Origin of the sequence: Caulobacter sp. (assembly GCF_017744445.1) — a bacterium.
Lineage (GTDB): Bacteria > Pseudomonadota > Alphaproteobacteria > Caulobacterales > Caulobacteraceae > Caulobacter.
Genome location: NZ_JAGIBH010000003.1, coordinates 215,609 through 230,692 on the forward strand (window position 1 = coordinate 215,609; position 15,084 = coordinate 230,692).

The 15,084-nt window shown below is 66.8% G+C and carries 15 protein-coding genes; 9 read left to right on the forward strand and 6 right to left on the reverse strand.

What is annotated here, in order from left to right:
- Positions 1–137 precede the first annotated feature (137 nt).
- Positions 138–1,229 (reverse strand): glycosyltransferase family 1 protein, encoded by a 1,092-nt coding sequence (locus J7528_RS06125; RefSeq protein ID WP_291872056.1) that lies wholly within the window; start codon positions 1,227–1,229, stop codon positions 138–140.
- On the reverse strand, positions 1,229–2,071 hold the full coding sequence (locus tag J7528_RS06130; RefSeq protein ID WP_291872057.1) for a UDP-2,3-diacylglucosamine diphosphatase: 843 nt from the start codon (positions 2,069–2,071) through the stop codon (positions 1,229–1,231). The genes J7528_RS06125 and J7528_RS06130 overlap by 1 nt, the downstream gene beginning before the upstream one ends.
- A 285-nt stretch (positions 2,072–2,356) precedes the next feature.
- Between J7528_RS06130 and J7528_RS06135 the strand changes: the two genes are divergently transcribed.
- Positions 2,357–2,986: a TetR/AcrR family transcriptional regulator gene (locus tag J7528_RS06135; protein ID WP_291872058.1), complete on the forward strand. Its 630-nt coding sequence runs from the start codon at positions 2,357–2,359 to the stop codon at positions 2,984–2,986.
- Positions 2,987–2,989: 3 nt separating this feature from the next.
- On the opposite strand, the gene J7528_RS06140 is transcribed toward J7528_RS06135, so the two are convergent.
- From J7528_RS06140 to J7528_RS06150, 3 genes are all read right to left on the reverse strand, one after another.
- Positions 2,990–3,988 carry a cupin-like domain-containing protein gene (locus J7528_RS06140; RefSeq protein ID WP_291872059.1) on the reverse strand — a complete coding sequence of 333 codons (999 nt, stop codon included), beginning with the start codon at positions 3,986–3,988 and terminating at the stop codon, positions 2,990–2,992.
- A gap of 54 nt (positions 3,989–4,042) precedes the next feature.
- Positions 4,043–5,143, reverse strand: a complete 1,101-nt coding sequence (locus J7528_RS06145; RefSeq protein ID WP_291872060.1) for an aminotransferase class I/II-fold pyridoxal phosphate-dependent enzyme — start codon at positions 5,141–5,143, stop codon at positions 4,043–4,045.
- Between the two features lie 65 nt (positions 5,144–5,208).
- Positions 5,209–5,676 carry an Lrp/AsnC family transcriptional regulator gene (locus J7528_RS06150; RefSeq protein WP_291872061.1) on the reverse strand — a complete coding sequence of 156 codons (468 nt, stop codon included), beginning with the start codon at positions 5,674–5,676 and terminating at the stop codon, positions 5,209–5,211.
- Between the two features lie 122 nt (positions 5,677–5,798).
- Between J7528_RS06150 and J7528_RS06155 the strand changes: the two genes are divergently transcribed.
- The 5 genes from J7528_RS06155 to J7528_RS06175 all read left to right on the forward strand — a co-directional run bounded on the left by J7528_RS06155 (position 5,799) and on the right by J7528_RS06175 (position 11,606).
- Positions 5,799–6,041, forward strand: a complete 243-nt coding sequence (locus J7528_RS06155; RefSeq protein WP_291872062.1) for a DUF6356 family protein — start codon at positions 5,799–5,801, stop codon at positions 6,039–6,041.
- A complete protein-coding gene (locus J7528_RS06160) occupies positions 6,038–7,039 on the forward strand; it encodes a putative sulfate exporter family transporter (protein WP_291872063.1) in 1,002 nt (333 codons plus the stop codon). Before J7528_RS06155 ends, J7528_RS06160 begins: the two co-directional genes overlap by 4 nt.
- A gap of 34 nt (positions 7,040–7,073) precedes the next feature.
- On the forward strand, positions 7,074–8,543 hold the full coding sequence (locus J7528_RS06165; protein WP_291872064.1) for an amino acid permease: 1,470 nt from the start codon (positions 7,074–7,076) through the stop codon (positions 8,541–8,543).
- Between the two features lie 66 nt (positions 8,544–8,609).
- Positions 8,610–9,758 carry an acyl-CoA dehydrogenase family protein gene (locus tag J7528_RS06170; RefSeq protein ID WP_291872065.1) on the forward strand — a complete coding sequence of 383 codons (1,149 nt, stop codon included), beginning with the start codon at positions 8,610–8,612 and terminating at the stop codon, positions 9,756–9,758.
- 216 nt (positions 9,759–9,974) lie between these two features.
- On the forward strand, positions 9,975–11,606 hold the full coding sequence (locus J7528_RS06175) for a globin-coupled sensor protein (RefSeq protein WP_291872066.1): 1,632 nt from the start codon (positions 9,975–9,977) through the stop codon (positions 11,604–11,606).
- Positions 11,607–11,718: 112 nt separating this feature from the next.
- On the opposite strand, the gene J7528_RS06180 is transcribed toward J7528_RS06175, so the two are convergent.
- Positions 11,719–12,030, reverse strand: coding sequence for a hypothetical protein (locus J7528_RS06180; RefSeq protein WP_066686217.1), 312 nt, complete (start codon positions 12,028–12,030; stop codon positions 11,719–11,721).
- Positions 12,031–12,327: 297 nt separating this feature from the next.
- Between J7528_RS06180 and J7528_RS06185 the strand changes: the two genes are divergently transcribed.
- From J7528_RS06185 to J7528_RS06195, 3 genes are read left to right on the forward strand one after another with little or no spacing between them, the layout of a single operon-like run.
- On the forward strand, positions 12,328–14,349 hold the full coding sequence (locus J7528_RS06185) for a methyl-accepting chemotaxis protein (RefSeq protein WP_291872067.1): 2,022 nt from the start codon (positions 12,328–12,330) through the stop codon (positions 14,347–14,349).
- Complete coding sequence (locus tag J7528_RS06190; RefSeq protein WP_291872068.1) at positions 14,350–14,637, forward strand: STAS domain-containing protein; 288 nt, start codon at positions 14,350–14,352, stop codon at positions 14,635–14,637.
- Positions 14,634–14,999 carry a response regulator gene (locus J7528_RS06195; protein ID WP_099581620.1) on the forward strand — a complete coding sequence of 122 codons (366 nt, stop codon included), beginning with the start codon at positions 14,634–14,636 and terminating at the stop codon, positions 14,997–14,999. The genes J7528_RS06190 and J7528_RS06195 overlap by 4 nt, the downstream gene beginning before the upstream one ends.
- The last annotated feature ends 85 nt before the right edge of the window (positions 15,000–15,084 follow it).

A 15,084-nucleotide genomic window follows, 5' to 3' on the forward strand; every position in this document is an offset into this window, starting at 1 on the left:
TGACGGATGAGGGGTTGCACAAATAGAAACGCCGCGGCCAGCCGAAAGGCCGGTCGCGGCGTTTGCGTTTTTCGACCCCTCACCCGACCCGCTGGGCGGGCCGCCCTCTCCCGCAAGGGGAGGGGGACGGGAAAGAACTAGGCCGCCGTCTTCTTCCGCAGCCGCGCCAGCCGGCGCAGGCGGCGCCAGAAGCGGGTCTTTTCCGGCTCCGGATAGGGCTGGAGGTTGCGGTAGAACTCCTCGGCGCAGGCGCGCCACGAGAACTTCTCGGCGAACTTGCGGACCACGACGCGGTCCAGGTCCAGGCACGCCAGGCAGGCTTCCTTCAGGCCGTCGGTCTGGCCGGGGGCCAGGACGCCGGCGTTGGAGCCGGGGATGATGTCCACCGGGCCGGGGGCCGAGAACGCCGCCACGGGCACGCCGGCGGCCATGGCCTCCAGGATCACCAGGCCGAAGGTGTCGGTCAGGGAGGGGAAGCAGAAGACATCGGCGCCGCCGAAATAGCGGGCCAGTTCGTCGCCGAACTTGGCGCCCAGGAACTTCACCTCGGGATATTTCTCGGCCAGTTCTTCGCGCTGGGGGCCATCGCCGATGACGACCTTTGTGCCGGGCAGGTCCAGGCTGGCGAAGGCCTCGATGTTCTTCTCGACGGCCACGCGGCCGACATTGAGGAAGATCGGACGGGCCAGGCCCTCGAACGGGTCGGGATCGCCGTCTTCGCGCGGCTTGAAGATGTCGGTGTCGACGCCGCGCGACCAGGGCGAGAGGTTGCGGAAACCATGCTTGGCCAGCTCGTCGCGCATGGTCGGCGTGGCCACCATCAGGCGGCCCGACGGCTTGTGGAACCAGCGCATATAGGTGTAGCCGGCCGCCAGAGGCAGCGGCAGGCGGGCCGAGACATATTCCGGGAACTTGGTGTGGTAGCTGGTCGTGAACGGCAGCTTCCACTCCAGGCAAATCCGGCGCGCGGCCAGGCCGATCGGGCCCTCGGTGGCGATGTGGATCGCCTCGGGCTCGAACAGCTTGAAGCGTTCCTGCACCGGCTCATAGGCGCCGATGGCCAGCTTGATCTCGGGGTAGGTGGGCAGGGGGAACGTCGGGAACTGTTCCGGGCTGACGATGTCCACGACATGGCCCATCGCGCGCAGCTCTTGCGTCACGCGGCTCAGGGTGCGGACCACCCCGTTGACTTGAGGTTCCCAGGCGTCGGTAGCAAGCAGAATTCGCATCAGGCGGCGGCAGGCTCCGGCAACGGCTCTTCGGTCCCGTCAGCAGTTGAAGCGGTCGTCGAACGCGCGCGGTCGATCACCGACCACGAGCGCAGCTTGGCCCACTCCAGGATCTCGAGATGACCGTCGGCGTGCTCGGCCAGAGCCGTGCAGCTTTCGACCCAGTCGCCGTCGTTGATGTAGCGGATGCCGTCGATGTCACGCATCTCGGCCTTGTGGATGTGACCACAGATCACGCCGTCGACCCCCCGACGTCGAGCTTCGTCGGCCACGGCGGCCTCGAAGTTCTCGATGAAATGCAACGCGTTCTTCACCTTGACCTTCAGATAGGCCGACAGACTCCAATAGCCGAACCCCAGGCGACGCCGCAGGCGGTTCACCACAGTGTTCAGCATGAGGATGGTTCTATAGGACCAATCCCCCAGGAAGGCGAGCCACTTGGCGTGCTGGACGACGCCGTCGAATTCGTCGCCATGTACAACCAGGTAGCGCTTGCCGTCGGCGGTCTCGTGGATCACGTCGCGGGCCACGATGACGCCGCCGAAGTGGACGCCGCAGAAGTCACGCACGCGGTCGTCGTGGTTGCCGGGGACGTAGATCACCTCGGTGCCCTTGCGGGCCATGCGCAGGATCTTCTGGACCACGTCGTTGTGGGCCTGGGGCCAGAACCAGCCGCTGCGCAGCTTCCAGCCGTCGATGATGTCGCCGACCAGATACAGCTTTTCGCACTCGATATGCCGGATGAAGTCCAGCAGCAACTCGGCCTGGCAGCCGCGCGTGCCCAGATGCAGGTCGCTGATGAAGACGGAACGGTAGCGGCGAACGGCGACGTCGGCGCTCATGGTCGAACCCCCGTTGGAACGCCGCCAGATCAATCCGTCCCCGGAGCGGAAGATAGCGGCCAACGGCTGGCGATTAAGCTGATTGCGTGTCGCTTTAATGAAATGGGCATGCGGCTGATTTGCCGCTGTCGCGGCAGAGCTTCCGTTGCGTCAGCCTGAGAACTGCTCAATTTTAGCGCATTCGTCAAAAAACTGGACGCAATAGCAACCCCTTTTGCCGCTTGGGGTTGGCCAAGAAGAAGCAAGCCTGTTGCGGTGCAACATCCATCGCACTAAGTCACCCCGATGGACGCCGCCCGCCTCGCCAAGGACACCCCGAAGTCGCAGAAGACCCGTGCGCGGATTCTGGACCAGGCCATGCGTCTGATCGCCGAGATCGGCTATCACGCCGCCACCAACCCGGCGATCGCCGATGCGGCCGGCCTGACGCGCGGGGCGATGCTCTATCATTTCCCGACCCGCGAAGCCCTGGTCGAGGCTGCCGTGGCCCACATCCAGTCCGAGCGCTCGACCCTGTTCCGCGCCGCCGCCGCCGACCTGCCCAGCGGCGCGGACGTCACCGAGCACGCGATCGACAGCTATTGGGACCTGCTGCACTCGGTTCCGTTCGTGGCCTTCGCCGAACTGGAGGCCGCCGGCCGCACCGATCCGGCTATCCACGCCCTGCTGGCCCCAGCCCAGGCCGAGTTCGACCGGGCCCAGGCGGGCGATGATCTGGTGAGGATCCTGCACGCCGGCGCCGGCCCACGCTTCCAGGCCAGCCGCGATCTGGCCCGCTTCATGCTGGAAGGCCTGGCCCGCTCGACCCTGACCTACGACAAGGACGGCCGGAAGGAGCGCCTTCTGCAGGTCATCAAGCGCGCCACCCACATGCTGAACCGCAAGGGCGACATCCAGGACCTCTGGCCGGAATAGGTCCTAGCTGGAGAGCTTCTGCCCCAGCACCTTGCGGATGCGCTTGGCGTCTTCCTCGGAGAGCTCGCCCAGCATGCCGTGGACGCTGCCCGGCAGGTGCGCAGTCGCCGTGTCGGGGTCGCCGAAGACGTAGTGATCGAACGTGCTCTTCCACGCCGCGCGCTGGTGGGCGGGCAGGGCGCGCAGGGCCAGGACCGCGTGCAGGAAGGCGTCCATGGCCTGGCCGCGTCCGGCCGGCGCGTTGGCCCACCAGTAGTTGGTCAGCAGGTTTACGGGCTCCAGCGACCGCACGTGGTGCCACCACAGATACGGGATGTAGAGGGCGTCGCCGGGCTCCAGCTCGACGGTCTCGGAGACCTCCAGCGCCCGGGCGAAGTTGGGGTGACGCTCCAGGTCCGGATCGTCGAACGAGACCATGCTGATTGGCGGGCCGCCGGGGGTCTTTTCGAACGGACCGATATAGAGGTCGGCGACCGCCTCGGGAGGGAACAGGGTGAAACGACGCCGGCCGGCCACGACGCAGGCGAGGTTCTCGTACGGATCCTGGTGAGCGGCGACGATGACGCGATTGCCCAGCCACAGCAGCGCCTCGACGTCGGGCGCGAGCAGCGGCGAGACGTTCTCGTCGCTAAAGCCGGGCAAGTGGGCGCGGGTCGAGATCGACTGGGCGGCCAGGGTCGCGGGTCTCTCGACTTCACGATTGGCCAGCAGGAACTCAAAGCTCTTGGCCAGGCGCGCCCGGCCGCCCTGGAAGTTAAAGCCCGACAGGTCGTCATTGTAGAAGAACCGCCCGCCGGCCTCAGGCGGGACGACCAGGGCGCCGACGGGCTCCTGGCGGTCGAAGCGGGCCAAGTAGTCGAACAGGGCCGCATCGCTCTCACGCGCCGCGGCCACGGCCGGCCAGTGGGCGACCAGGCCCCGAAACACGACCGGCCGGGCGGCGGGGACGATCTCGGCGTGGAAGCGGTCGGCGTCGACCGCGTTCATTTCAACTACAGGCATGACGGGTCACTGATCAGACGAGGTCTGACCAATAGGGCGTTGCCGCCGCCAAGCCTAGGCCTTGAGGGCCTTTGGCAGGACCGTCGCGAAGTAGTCCAGCTCCGCCGGGCTGGCGGTGCCGACGCGGATCCAGGTCGGATGGGCGGGGCTGTCGAACACCCGCACCTCGATGCCCATGGCCGCCAGGGTCTTCTGGAAGACCAGGTTCGGCTTGCCGCAGTCGACGAAGACATAGGTGCCGTGCGAAGGCAGGAACTTCAGGCCGTTGGCCTCGCAGATGGCGTAGATCTTCTTGCGGCAGCCTTCGAGGTAGCTCTTCGCGCCAGCCAGATAGGTCTGATCGCCGTAGCAGGCCGCCGCCGCCGCCAGGCCCGGTCGGCCCTTGTGGGTCGGGATCATGCTCTTCAGCGTCCTGACCCGGTCGGCGCGGGCGGCGATGAAGCCGACCCGCAGGCCGGCCATGCCGTAGACCTTGGAGAAGGTACGGGCGACGATCACGTCGTGGCCGGCGCGGACCAGGTCCATCATCGAGTTGCGGACCGGATCGGGGCTGATCTCGATATAGGCCTCGTCGACGATCACCGGGCGGGTCTTCGACGCTTCGATGCAGAACGTCCGCAGGGCGTCGGCGTCCAGCAACAGGCCGGTCGGGTTGTTAGGATTGCAGACATAGGCAGCGCCGGCGTTGGTCGCCTGGGCGCGGGCGGCAAGGGCCGGCAGGTCGATCTGCTGGTCGGCGGCCAGCGGGACCCATTCCAGCTTGGCCCCCTGGCGCTCGGCATAGAGCAGGGGCGTGGCGTAGCTGGGCTGGGCCGAGACGATCGGACCGCTCTTGCCGAACGCCGTCGACAGAAGCGACAGCGCCTCCAGCGAGCCGTTGCACAGGCCGACCTGCTCGGGCTTGAGGCCGTCACGCTGGGCGATCAATTTCACCAGCGGCGGCTCCAGCGCCCAGGCGTAGTAAGGCGTTTCCAGCAGGGCCTCGGCGGCAGCCTTCTTGGCGGCTTGGGCGGGGCCGAACGGATTTTCAGTGACGCCCAGGTGAGCGAGGATGGCCGGCGGGGCGCTTGGGTTGACCGAGGTCTCGGCCGCCATCGCCAGGCTAGGCGCGAGCGCAGCGCCGCCGATCAGAAGTCCACGCCGGGTCGCGTCCATGAGCCGTCACTCCACTCGAAACCGCGCCTAGTTGAACGCGATCGGTGACACGCTCACGACAAGGTCTAGGTCGGGCAGATCGGCAGCGCCGTCGTGAACTTGATCTGCTCCATCGCGAAGCTGGACGAGACATCGGTCAGCGGGGCGGTGGCGATCAGGCGCTTGTAGAAGCGGTCATAGGCGGCGATGTCCTTGACCACGACCTTCAGCAGGTAATCGACGTCGCCGCTCATTCGGTAGAATTCGACCACCTCGGGCAGCGCTCTGGCGCCGGCCGCGAAGGTCTCCAGCCAGGCCTCGTCATGGCGGCCGGTCTTCACGGCCACGAAGACGGTCAGCCCCAGGTCCAGGGCTTCGCGGTCCAGCAGGGCGACCCGGGCGGTGATCACCCCGGCGTCTTGCAGGCGCTTGACCCGTTTCCAGCACGGCGTCTGGGTCAGGCCGACCCGCTCGGCGATGTCGGCGATCGCGACCGTGGCGTCATCCTGGAGAATGGCCAAGATGCGCCGGTCGATTTGGTCGAGATCGATCATCTCCAGAACCCCACTATTGAAGAATGGGATTCTCCCTGCGTTCGGATCGGCGCGCAATCCGATAATGCCTTTCTCCGAATCCTCGCCATCCTAGGGAGCCTCAGCAAACCCGCGAGGCGTCCATGGACCTGTCGTTCACCCGTCATCCCAAGTCGGTCGGCGAAAGCTACGGCGAGCACATGGGCGTGGCCTGGAGCTTTGGCTTCACCCTGCTGGGCGCGGGCCTGGCCTGCATCGTCCACGGCATCCTGCCCTTCGCCTTCGAGCGCACGGGCAGCCAGACGGTGCGCCGTTTGAACGAGCGTCTGTCGAACCGCTGCAACAAGGCTGACGCCCACTTCAGTGGCGAGACCGTCCGCGGATGACCGCCGCCGCGCTGAAGCTCAGCGCCGGCCGCGTCGGCCCCGGCCTCGTGGCCGGCGTGCTGCTGGCGGTGCTGGCCAAGCTGCTGGCTGCGAGCCTGCACGCTCCCGCGCCGCTGATCGCGGTGGTGCTGGGCATGATGCTGGGCGCGCTGGGCTTGCAGGCGCAGCTGGGCGCGGGCCTTGATGTCTTCGCCAAGCCGGGCCTGCGCCTGGGCGTGGCCATGATGGGCGCCCAGATCAGCTGGGCCGAGTTCGCCGCCCTGGGCGGTCCTGCCATCCTGGCCAGCGGCGTCGTGGTGCTGGGCGGCCTGGCCATCGGCGCGGCCGCCGGCGTGGCCTTAGGGTTGCCGGTCGCCGAAGCCCTGATCGCCGCCGCCGCCTGTTCGATCTGCGGCGCGTCGGCCGCCCTGGCCGCCTCGCAAGCCGCGCCGGCCAGTCCCGCGAACCAGCGCACGACCGCCCTGGTCATCGTCGGCGTGAACCTGCTCTCGACCGTGGCCATGCTGGCCTATCCGCCGCTGGCGCACGCTCTGGGCCTGACCGCTCACCAGGCCGGAGTGTTCTTTGGCCTCTCCATTCACGACGTCGCCCAGGTGGCCGGCGCCGGGGCTTCGGTCTCGCCCGAGACCGCCAGCACCGCCGCCCTGGCCAAGCTGGCCCGCATCGTCTGGCTGGGCCCGGCGGTGATGCTGATCGGCTTCATGCTGATGCGCAGCAAGGAGGGCGGTGTCGTCTCCGGCCTCAAGGCGCCGCCGCTCTTTGTTTTGGGCTTTGCGGCTCTCGCCGCAGCGCGCGGACTGAACCTGATCCCGGCGGCGGTTGTCTCCACCCTGATGGCCTGCTCCAGCTTCCTGCTGCTGGCCGGCGTGGGCGCGATCTCGGCGAAGCTGGGTCCCAAAGCCCTGCTGGAGGTCAAGCCGAAGCTGGCCGTCATGCTGGGAACGGTCACAATCGCGGTCGCCGTGCTGGCCTACGCCCTGACGAGAATTTTCTTCTAGAGATCAAGGCTTGGCGGAGCACGAAAGCGGCTCCATGGTCCCGTTCACGAGTCGGAGGGACCTTTCCTTGAGCTTCTGGACGCGCCGCAAGGCCATCGACACCATCACCGCGGGCCACGCGGACAGCCATCAGCTGAAAAAGACCCTGAGCTGGCCGCACCTGGTCGCCCTGGGCGTCGGGGCCATCGTCGGCACCGGCATCTACACCCTGACCGGCGTGGGCGCGGGCCTGGCTGGTCCCGGCGTCATCCTGTCGTTCCTGATCGCCGGCGCGGTCTGCGCCTGCGCGGCGCTGTGCTACGCCGAGCTGTCGACCATGATGCCGGCGGCGGGCAGCGCCTATACCTACAGCTACGCGGCCATGGGCGAGCCGGTCGCCTGGTTCGTGGGCTGGAGCCTGATCCTGGAATACACCCTGGTCTGCGCGGCCGTGGCGGTGGGCTGGTCGGCCCACGCCCATGGCCTGTTCGCGGCGGCGGGCTTCCCCGAATACCTGCTGGCCGGTCCGCACCAAGGCGGTGTCGTCAACCTGCCGGCCGTGATCATCTCGATGGCGGTGGCGGGCCTCCTGGCCCTGGGCACCCGCGAGAGCGCCACGGTCAACATGATCCTGGTGTTCGTGAAGATCATCGCCCTGGCCGTGTTCGTGGCCCTGTGCCTGCCGGCCTTCGACGCCAGCCACTTCACGCCGTTCATGCCCAACGGCTTCCAGGCCCATACGCCCGCCGGCGCGGGTCCAGAGGCCGCCAAGATCGGCGTCATGGCCGCCGCCAGCCTGATCTTCTTCGCCTTCTACGGCTTCGACGCGGTGTCGACCGCCGCCGAGGAGACCAAGAACCCCAAGCGCGACCTGACCATCGGCATCGTCGGCTCGATGGCCGCCTGCACGGCGATCTACATGATCGTCGCCGCCGTCGCGATCGGCGCCTCGCGCGCCGAGGTGTTCTCCAAGAGCGAGGCGCCGCTGGTCTTCATCCTGGAGAGCCTGCAGCAGCCCCGCGTCGCCCAGCTGGTGGCCCTGGCCGCCGTCATCGCCCTGCCGACGGTGATCCTGGCCTTCATGTACGGCCAGAGCCGGATCTTCTTCGTCATGGCCCGTGACGGCCTGCTGCCGCGCGCCCTGTCGAAGGTCAACGCCAAGACCGGCACGCCGGTGGTCATGACCCTGCTGACCGGCGCCCTGTCGGCGGTGTTGTCGGGCTTCCTGTCGCTGAAGGACATCGCCGAGCTGGCCAATGCCGGCACCCTGGCGGCGTTCATCGCCGTCGGCGCCTCGGTGATCGTGCTGCGCCGGCGCGAGCCCGGCCGTCCGCGCGTGTTCTCGACCCCGGCATGGCAGATCGTGGCACCGGCCGGCATCCTGGGGTGCCTCTATCTGTTCTACAGCCTGCCGGCCAAGACCCAGCTGTACTTCCTGTTCGCCCACATCATCGGGGCGGTGGTCTATGTCGCCTACGGCATGCGCAAGAGCGTGCTGGCCCAAGCCGAGAAGGCCCAAGGGTAAGGCTTCCATTCTCTGAAGCCGTCGCTACAGTCCCGGTCAAAACAAGTGTTTGACCGGGAGAAGCGCATGGCCCTCGATCTGGAAACCCGCGAGCAGCTGCTCGAGACGGTGGCGCGCTTCGTGGCCGAGCGCCTGCGGCCCATCGAGGCCAAGGTCGCCGAGGACGACGCCGTCCCGGCCGACGTGATCGAGGAAATGAAGGGGCTGGGCCTCTTCGGTCTCTCCATCCCTGAAGAATACGGTGGCCTGGGCCTCAACATGGAGGAAGAGGCGCTGGTGGCCATCGAGCTGGGCCGCGCCTCGCCGGCCTTCCGCTCGGTGTTCGGCACCAATGTCGGCATCGGCAGCCAAGGCCTGGTGATGTTCGGCAATGACGCCCAGAAGGCCAGGTGGCTGGAAGGCATCGCGTCGGGCGAAACCATCACCTCCTTCGCCCTGACCGAGCCCGAGGCCGGTTCCGACAGCGCTGCCGTGCAGACTCGCGCCGCGCTGGACGGCGACCACTATGTCCTGAACGGCGGCAAGCGTTTCATCACCAATGCCGGCAAGGCGTCGCTGTTCACGGTGATGGCCCGCACCAACCCGGACGTGAAGGGCGGGGGCGGGGTCTCGGCCTTCCTGGTCCCGAGCGGCCTGCCGGGCCTGTCGGTCAGCAAGCCCGAGAAGAAGATGGGTCAGCAGGGCGCCCACATCCATGACGTCACCTTCGACAATGTCCGGGTGCCAGTCGAGAACCGCCTGGGCGAGGAGGGCGAGGGTTTCAAGGTCGCCATGCAGGTGCTGGATCGTGGCCGCCTGCACATCGCCGCCGTCTGCGTAGGCGTGGCCGAGCGGCTGATCGCCGACTGCGTGGCCTATGCCAGCGAGCGCAAGCAGTTCGGCCAGCCGATCGCCAGCTTCCAGCTGATCCAGGCGATGATCGCCGACAGCAAGACCGAGGCGCTCGCGGCGAAAGCCTTAGTGCTGGACACCGCCCGCAAGCGCGATGCCGGCGTGGGCGTCACCCTGGAGGCGGCGGCGTCCAAGCTGTTCGCCTCGGAGATGGTCGGGCGCGTGGCCGATCGCGCCGTTCAGGTGTTCGGCGGGGCCGGCTATGTCGCCGACTATGGAATCGAGCGGCTGTACCGCGACGTGCGGATCTTCCGGATCTACGAGGGCACCAGCCAGATCCAGCAGCTGGTCATCGCCCGCGAAACCCTGAAACGGGGAGGCTAGGGCGCCTGGAAACTGCGGCAGGATGTCGCAAGCATAGCCGCGCCGGAATGCCGCATAGCGGGTGAATTCTTCAGTCCCTGCAAAGGTTTTCAAGAACATCGCTATTTGGTTGCATGGACTCGGTTCCACACCGTGTGCGTCACCTTGCCGCCCGCGTGGGGCGAATATTTAAGTTGGCATTAAGCATGCCAGACGAGCCTGCTCCCGCATTTTGAAATGGGGGCGGCTTTGAGCCAGGATCACGCGATCAACGAACGAGTGGCGTTCATGGGCCTGGACGCCAAGGCGCGCGCCGCCCTGCGTGATCTGCAGCCCGTCATCCGCAAGAACATCGGCCCGGCGCTCGACGCCTTCTACGCCAAGGTCCGCTCGACCCCCGAGACTCGCAAGTTCTTCGGCGACGAAAAGCACATGCAGGCCGCCTCGGGCCGCCAGCAGACCCACTGGGACGTGATCTCGCGCGCCGAGTTCGACGACACCTACGTCAAGGCCGTGCGCACCATCGGCCAGACCCACGCGCGCATCGGCCTGGAGCCGCGCTGGTACATCGGCGGCTACGCCGTGGTCAGCGAGCACCTGATCCGCGCGGTGATCGACGAGCAGTGGCCCAAGGGCTTCATGGCCAAGGGCGATCCCGCCAAGGCTGGCGACGCCGTCAGCGCCCTGATCAAGGCGGTCATGCTGGACATGGACTTCGCCATCTCGATCTATCTGGAGACCATCGAGGCCGAGCGCGTGCGTCTGGAAAGCGTGCGCCTGGCCAACGAGGCCAGCCAGAAGGCCGTCGTCCAGGCCCTGGGCGAGGCCCTCGACCGCCTGGCCCAGGGCGACCTGGTCGGCCGCCTCAACGCCGAGGTGACGCCGGAATTCCAGAAGCTGAAGGACGACTTCAACAACGCCGTCGGCATCCTGGAAGGCGCGATGAGCCGCGTTTCGGACGCCACCAACGGCATCCGTTCGGGCACGGACGAGATCGCCGCGGCCGCCGACGACCTGTCGCGCCGCACCGAACAGCAGGCCGCTAGCCTGGAAGAAACCGCCGCGGCCCTGGACGAGATCACCTCGACCGTCCGCCGCACGGCGTCGGGCGCCAAGCAGGCCCAGGACGTGGTCATCGGCGCCAAGGCCGAGGCCGAGAAGTCGGGCGCGGTCGTCGACCAGGCCGTCGCGGCCATGGGCGAGATCGAAACGAGCTCGCGCTCGATCGGCAACATCATCGGCGTGATCGACGAGATCGCCTTCCAGACCAACCTTCTGGCCCTGAACGCCGGCGTCGAAGCCGCGCGTGCCGGTGAGGCTGGTCGTGGTTTCGCGGTCGTGGCCCAGGAAGTGCGGGCTCTCGCCCAGCGCTCGGCCGACGCGGCCAAGGAGATCAAGACCCTGATCGCCAACTCGACCTCGCAGGTCGATCGCGGCGTGGGTCTGGTAGGCCAGACCGGCGAGGCCCTGCGCGGGATCGTCGCCAAGGTGGCCGAGATCGACGAGCTGATCGTCCAGATCTCGTCCTCGGCCCAGGAACAGGCCCAAGGCCTGAACGAGGTGAACACGGCCGTCAATCAGATGGACCAGGTCACCCAGCAGAACGCCGCCATGGTGGAGCAGACGACGGCCGCGACCCATTCCCTCAAGGGTCAGACCGCCGAACTGATCAAGCAGGTGGCCACTTTCCGTGTGTCCGGCGCCGCGGCGCCGGTGGTCGCGAGCAAGCCCGAGCCCACGCGCGCTGCTCCGCCCCAAACCGCCGTGACCCGTCCTGTCGCCCGTCCCTCCGTTCGTCCGGGCGCCTCGGCGCCGGTCGCGCGCGGCAATGCCGCCGTGGCGATCAAGGACGAGTGGGAAGAGTTCTAAGAGCTTTTAGGTATAGAGCCCTACAGTGTTCTGTATTGCCCAGACAGCAGAACGCCCCCGCCGATCCAGTCGGCGAGGGCGTTTTGTATCCCCCGAAAGGAGGGCGCGTAACTTACGCGCCGCCCGGGAAGCGGAACGGAACCTTCACGGTGCCGGTCTTCGCGCCCATCGGGAGCTTTTCGGCGATGCACATCGCGGCCTTGTCGAAGCCCTTGCCGGCGGCGCTGTTGTCGACGACCTTGCAGTCCGACAGCTTGCCGTCAGCGGCGTTGCACTCGAGCATCACTTGCGCGGCGTCGCGGGTGTTCGCGAACTGCTGCAGGCAACGGCCCATTTGGTCTTCAAAACCGCCGGCGGCCGAAGCGGCCTGAGCGACGAAAAAGCTGCCAGCGATTCCCGCGGCAATAGCGATCGGATATTTCATCCCGCTGCTCCTAGTAAAAGTGTCACGTCCGTCGGACGACGCGCCAATCGGACGCAGGAGCCTTGTCGCAGGTTCAAGTTAAGAGAATCTGAGTCGGCGAAGAATATTGAAGGTTTACTGCTGGGTAACCATCCGGGCAGCAGCTCGCGACTCCCGCGTGGGCGTCTTCGCTTTATAGATTCCACGTGTGAGGGCCTGCGACAAACTGCCCCGTTCCACACGACCTCGAATTATTATGTCGAATTGGCGTTTACCAAGTCAGAGGTTGTTAGGAATCTATGGGGATTATCCCCTCTCATGTTGGCGAGCCGTGGGCACGGAGCGCTGGTTGGAGGGAACCTAGCGATGAAACGAATTCGTCTCGTCGATCTGCCGTTGATCATCAAGATCGGCTTCGCGCCGGCTTTCGCACTGCTGATGCTGGCCCTGATGGCCGGCGGCGCGATCGTTGTTCAGAAGAGCCAGTCGGCCGCTCTGAAGCAGGTTGTTGAAAGCGACATGCGCCAGAACATGGAGATCCAGAAGATCTCCAAGCGCATCTCGAACATCAACGGCGAGCTCTACACGGTGCTGACCCACAAGGCGGGCAACATCGATGTGGCCGGGAACGACGCCCGCATGGCGGCGATCCTGAAGGAAACCGATTCGGTGAAGAAGGACCTGGCCGCGCTCAAGGGCAGCCTTCCCGCCGCTGAACAGCCCAAGATCGCCGAGCTGATCAAGTCGCTCGAAGAATGCCGCAGCGCCATCGACACCGTGTCGGGCATGATCGGCGTCGACTTCGGCATGGCCGTCGGCTTCATCGCGCCGTTCGAAGAGCAATACGCCAAGATGACCGGTCTGCTCGACCAGGTCGTCGGCGCCGCCAACAAGCGCATCGAAGCCGAGACCGCCAAGCGTCAAGCCGAAGCCACGGCCGCGATGAGCGTCACGATCATCATGTCGCTGATCACCCTGGGCGCCGTCGCCGGCCTGGCCTGGTTCACGGTCATGACGACCCGCAAGTCGATCAACGACATCGCCGGCGCCACCGACAAGCTGTCGAAGGGCGACAACACCATCGATCTGGAGAAGATGACGCGCGGCGACGAGCTGGGCGCCATCGTCTCGGCTCTGAAGGTCTTCCGCGACAACCAGCTGCACCTGGATACGCTGCGCGCCGAGCAGGAAAAGTCAGCCGCCCTCACGGCCGACGAACGCCGCGCCAAGGAAGCCGCGACCGCCGCCGCCGCCAAGGAAGCCTCGACCGTCGTCAGCAGCCTGGCCGAAGGCCTGGAGAAGCTGGCGCAGGGCGACCTGACCTTCCGCGTGACCGCCGACTTCCCGGGCGACTACGCCAAGCTGAAGACCGACTTCAACGGCGCCATGGGCTCGCTGCAGGAGACGATGAAGGTCATCGCCGCCTCGACCGACGGCCTGCGCACCGGCGCCGACGAGATCGCCCACGCCTCGGACGACCTGTCGCGCCGTACGGAACAACAGGCCGCCAGCCTGGAAGAAACCGCTGCCGCTCTGGACGAGCTGACCGCCACCGTGCGCCGCACGGCCTCGGGCGCTCGCCAAGCCTCGGACGTCGTCTCGACGACGCGTGGCGAAGCGACGCATAGCGGTCAGGTCGTGCATCAGGCAGTGTCGGCCATGGGCGAGATCGAAAACTCGTCCAAGCAGATCAGCCAGATTATCGGCGTGATCGACGAAATCGCCTTCCAGACCAACCTCCTGGCCCTGAACGCCGGCGTCGAAGCCGCGCGTGCGGGTGAAGCGGGCCGCGGCTTCGCGGTCGTCGCCCAGGAAGTTCGCGCCCTGGCCCAGCGTTCGGCCGAAGCGGCCAAGGAGATCAAGGCTCTGATCTCCAGCTCGACCCAGCAGGTCAGCCAAGGCGTCAGCCTGGTCGGCCAGACGGGCGAGGCGCTGCAACGGATCGTGGCGAAGGTCGGCGAGATCGACGCTCTGGTCACCGAAATCGCGGCCTCGGCCGCGGAACAGGCGACCGGTCTGAACGAAGTCAACACCGCCGTGAACCAGATGGATCAGGTGACCCAGCAGAACGCCGCCATGGTCGAGGAATCGACCGCCGCGACGCACTCGCTGAAGGGTGAAACCGGTGAACTGGTCCGCCTGATGGCCCGCTTCCAAGTGGGCAATGGCGCATCGACCTACAGCCGTCCGGCTGTGGCCGACACGGCTCAGCACGCCCCGGCGCGCAATCCGGTGGCCGAGCAGCAAGCTCGCCTGAACACCTTCGCCCGTCCGGGCCGGAGCAGTGGTTCGGCGGCTGTCGCCCAGGCCCCCGCCACGGATGGTTGGGAGGAGTTCTAAATGGCCGCCGCGATCGCGCTGCCTGAAAACCTGGACCTGAAGGCCGCGGCCCCGCTCAAGGCCGCCTTCCTGGAACGTCGCGGCGCGGCGATCACCGTGGAAGCCGATCAGGTTCGTCGCCTCGGCGGTCTGTGCCTGCAGGTTCTGCTGGCCGCCCGCAAGGCGTGGGACCAGGACGGTCAAGCCTTTTCCATCAAGGGGCCTTCCGAGGCCTTTGTCGAAACCACCCGTCTGTTCGGCGCCGAAGGGGCGCTCCTTTCGGCGGAATTCCAAGGAGCTGAATCGTGACGCGTACGGTTCTCACGGTCGATGATTCCCGCACCATGAGGGACATGCTGCGCATGGCTCTGGTCGGCGCCGGTTTCAACGTGGTCGAGGCTGTCGACGGCGAGCATGGCCTGGAGGTTCTCTCCGCCCATCGCCCCGACATCATCATCACCGACATCAACATGCCCAAGCTGGACGGCTTCGGCTTCATCGAGGCGGTGCGGGTCGATGACGACTATCGCGCCATCCCGATCCTGGTCCTGACCACGGAAAGCGACCCGGCCAAGAAGCAGCGGGCTCGCGAAGCCGGCGCGACGGGCTGGATCGTCAAGCCGTTCAACCCGGAAAAGCTGGTCGACGCGATCCGTCGCGTTGCTGCTTAAGGGTTTGGGCCGCCTAACCGGCCAGACCACAGTACCGAGTTTCACTGAGTACCCGTTGCTAGACGCGAATTAGGACGTACGGGAT

Bases quoted from the DNA above. Each gene is read 5' to 3' on its own strand.
- J7528_RS06125 (WP_291872056.1), bottom strand. From the start codon at position 1,229: ATGCGAATTCTGCTTGCTACCGACGCCTGGGAACCTCAAGTCAACGGG.
- J7528_RS06130 (WP_291872057.1), bottom strand. From the start codon at position 2,071: ATGAGCGCCGACGTCGCCGTTCGCCGCTACCGTTCCGTCTTCATCAGC.
- J7528_RS06135 (WP_291872058.1), top strand. From the start codon at position 2,357: ATGGACGCCGCCCGCCTCGCCAAGGACACCCCGAAGTCGCAGAAGACC.
- J7528_RS06140 (WP_291872059.1), bottom strand. From the start codon at position 3,988: ATGCCTGTAGTTGAAATGAACGCGGTCGACGCCGACCGCTTCCACGCC.
- J7528_RS06145 (WP_291872060.1), bottom strand. From the start codon at position 5,143: ATGGACGCGACCCGGCGTGGACTTCTGATCGGCGGCGCTGCGCTCGCG.
- J7528_RS06150 (WP_291872061.1), bottom strand. From the start codon at position 5,676: ATGATCGATCTCGACCAAATCGACCGGCGCATCTTGGCCATTCTCCAG.
- J7528_RS06155 (WP_291872062.1), top strand. From the start codon at position 5,799: ATGGACCTGTCGTTCACCCGTCATCCCAAGTCGGTCGGCGAAAGCTAC.
- J7528_RS06160 (WP_291872063.1), top strand. From the start codon at position 6,038: ATGACCGCCGCCGCGCTGAAGCTCAGCGCCGGCCGCGTCGGCCCCGGC.
- J7528_RS06165 (WP_291872064.1), top strand. From the start codon at position 7,074: ATGGTCCCGTTCACGAGTCGGAGGGACCTTTCCTTGAGCTTCTGGACG.
- J7528_RS06170 (WP_291872065.1), top strand. From the start codon at position 8,610: ATGGCCCTCGATCTGGAAACCCGCGAGCAGCTGCTCGAGACGGTGGCG.
- J7528_RS06175 (WP_291872066.1), top strand. From the start codon at position 9,975: ATGGGGGCGGCTTTGAGCCAGGATCACGCGATCAACGAACGAGTGGCG.
- J7528_RS06180 (WP_066686217.1), bottom strand. From the start codon at position 12,030: ATGAAATATCCGATCGCTATTGCCGCGGGAATCGCTGGCAGCTTTTTC.
- J7528_RS06185 (WP_291872067.1), top strand. From the start codon at position 12,328: ATGTTGGCGAGCCGTGGGCACGGAGCGCTGGTTGGAGGGAACCTAGCG.
- J7528_RS06190 (WP_291872068.1), top strand. From the start codon at position 14,350: ATGGCCGCCGCGATCGCGCTGCCTGAAAACCTGGACCTGAAGGCCGCG.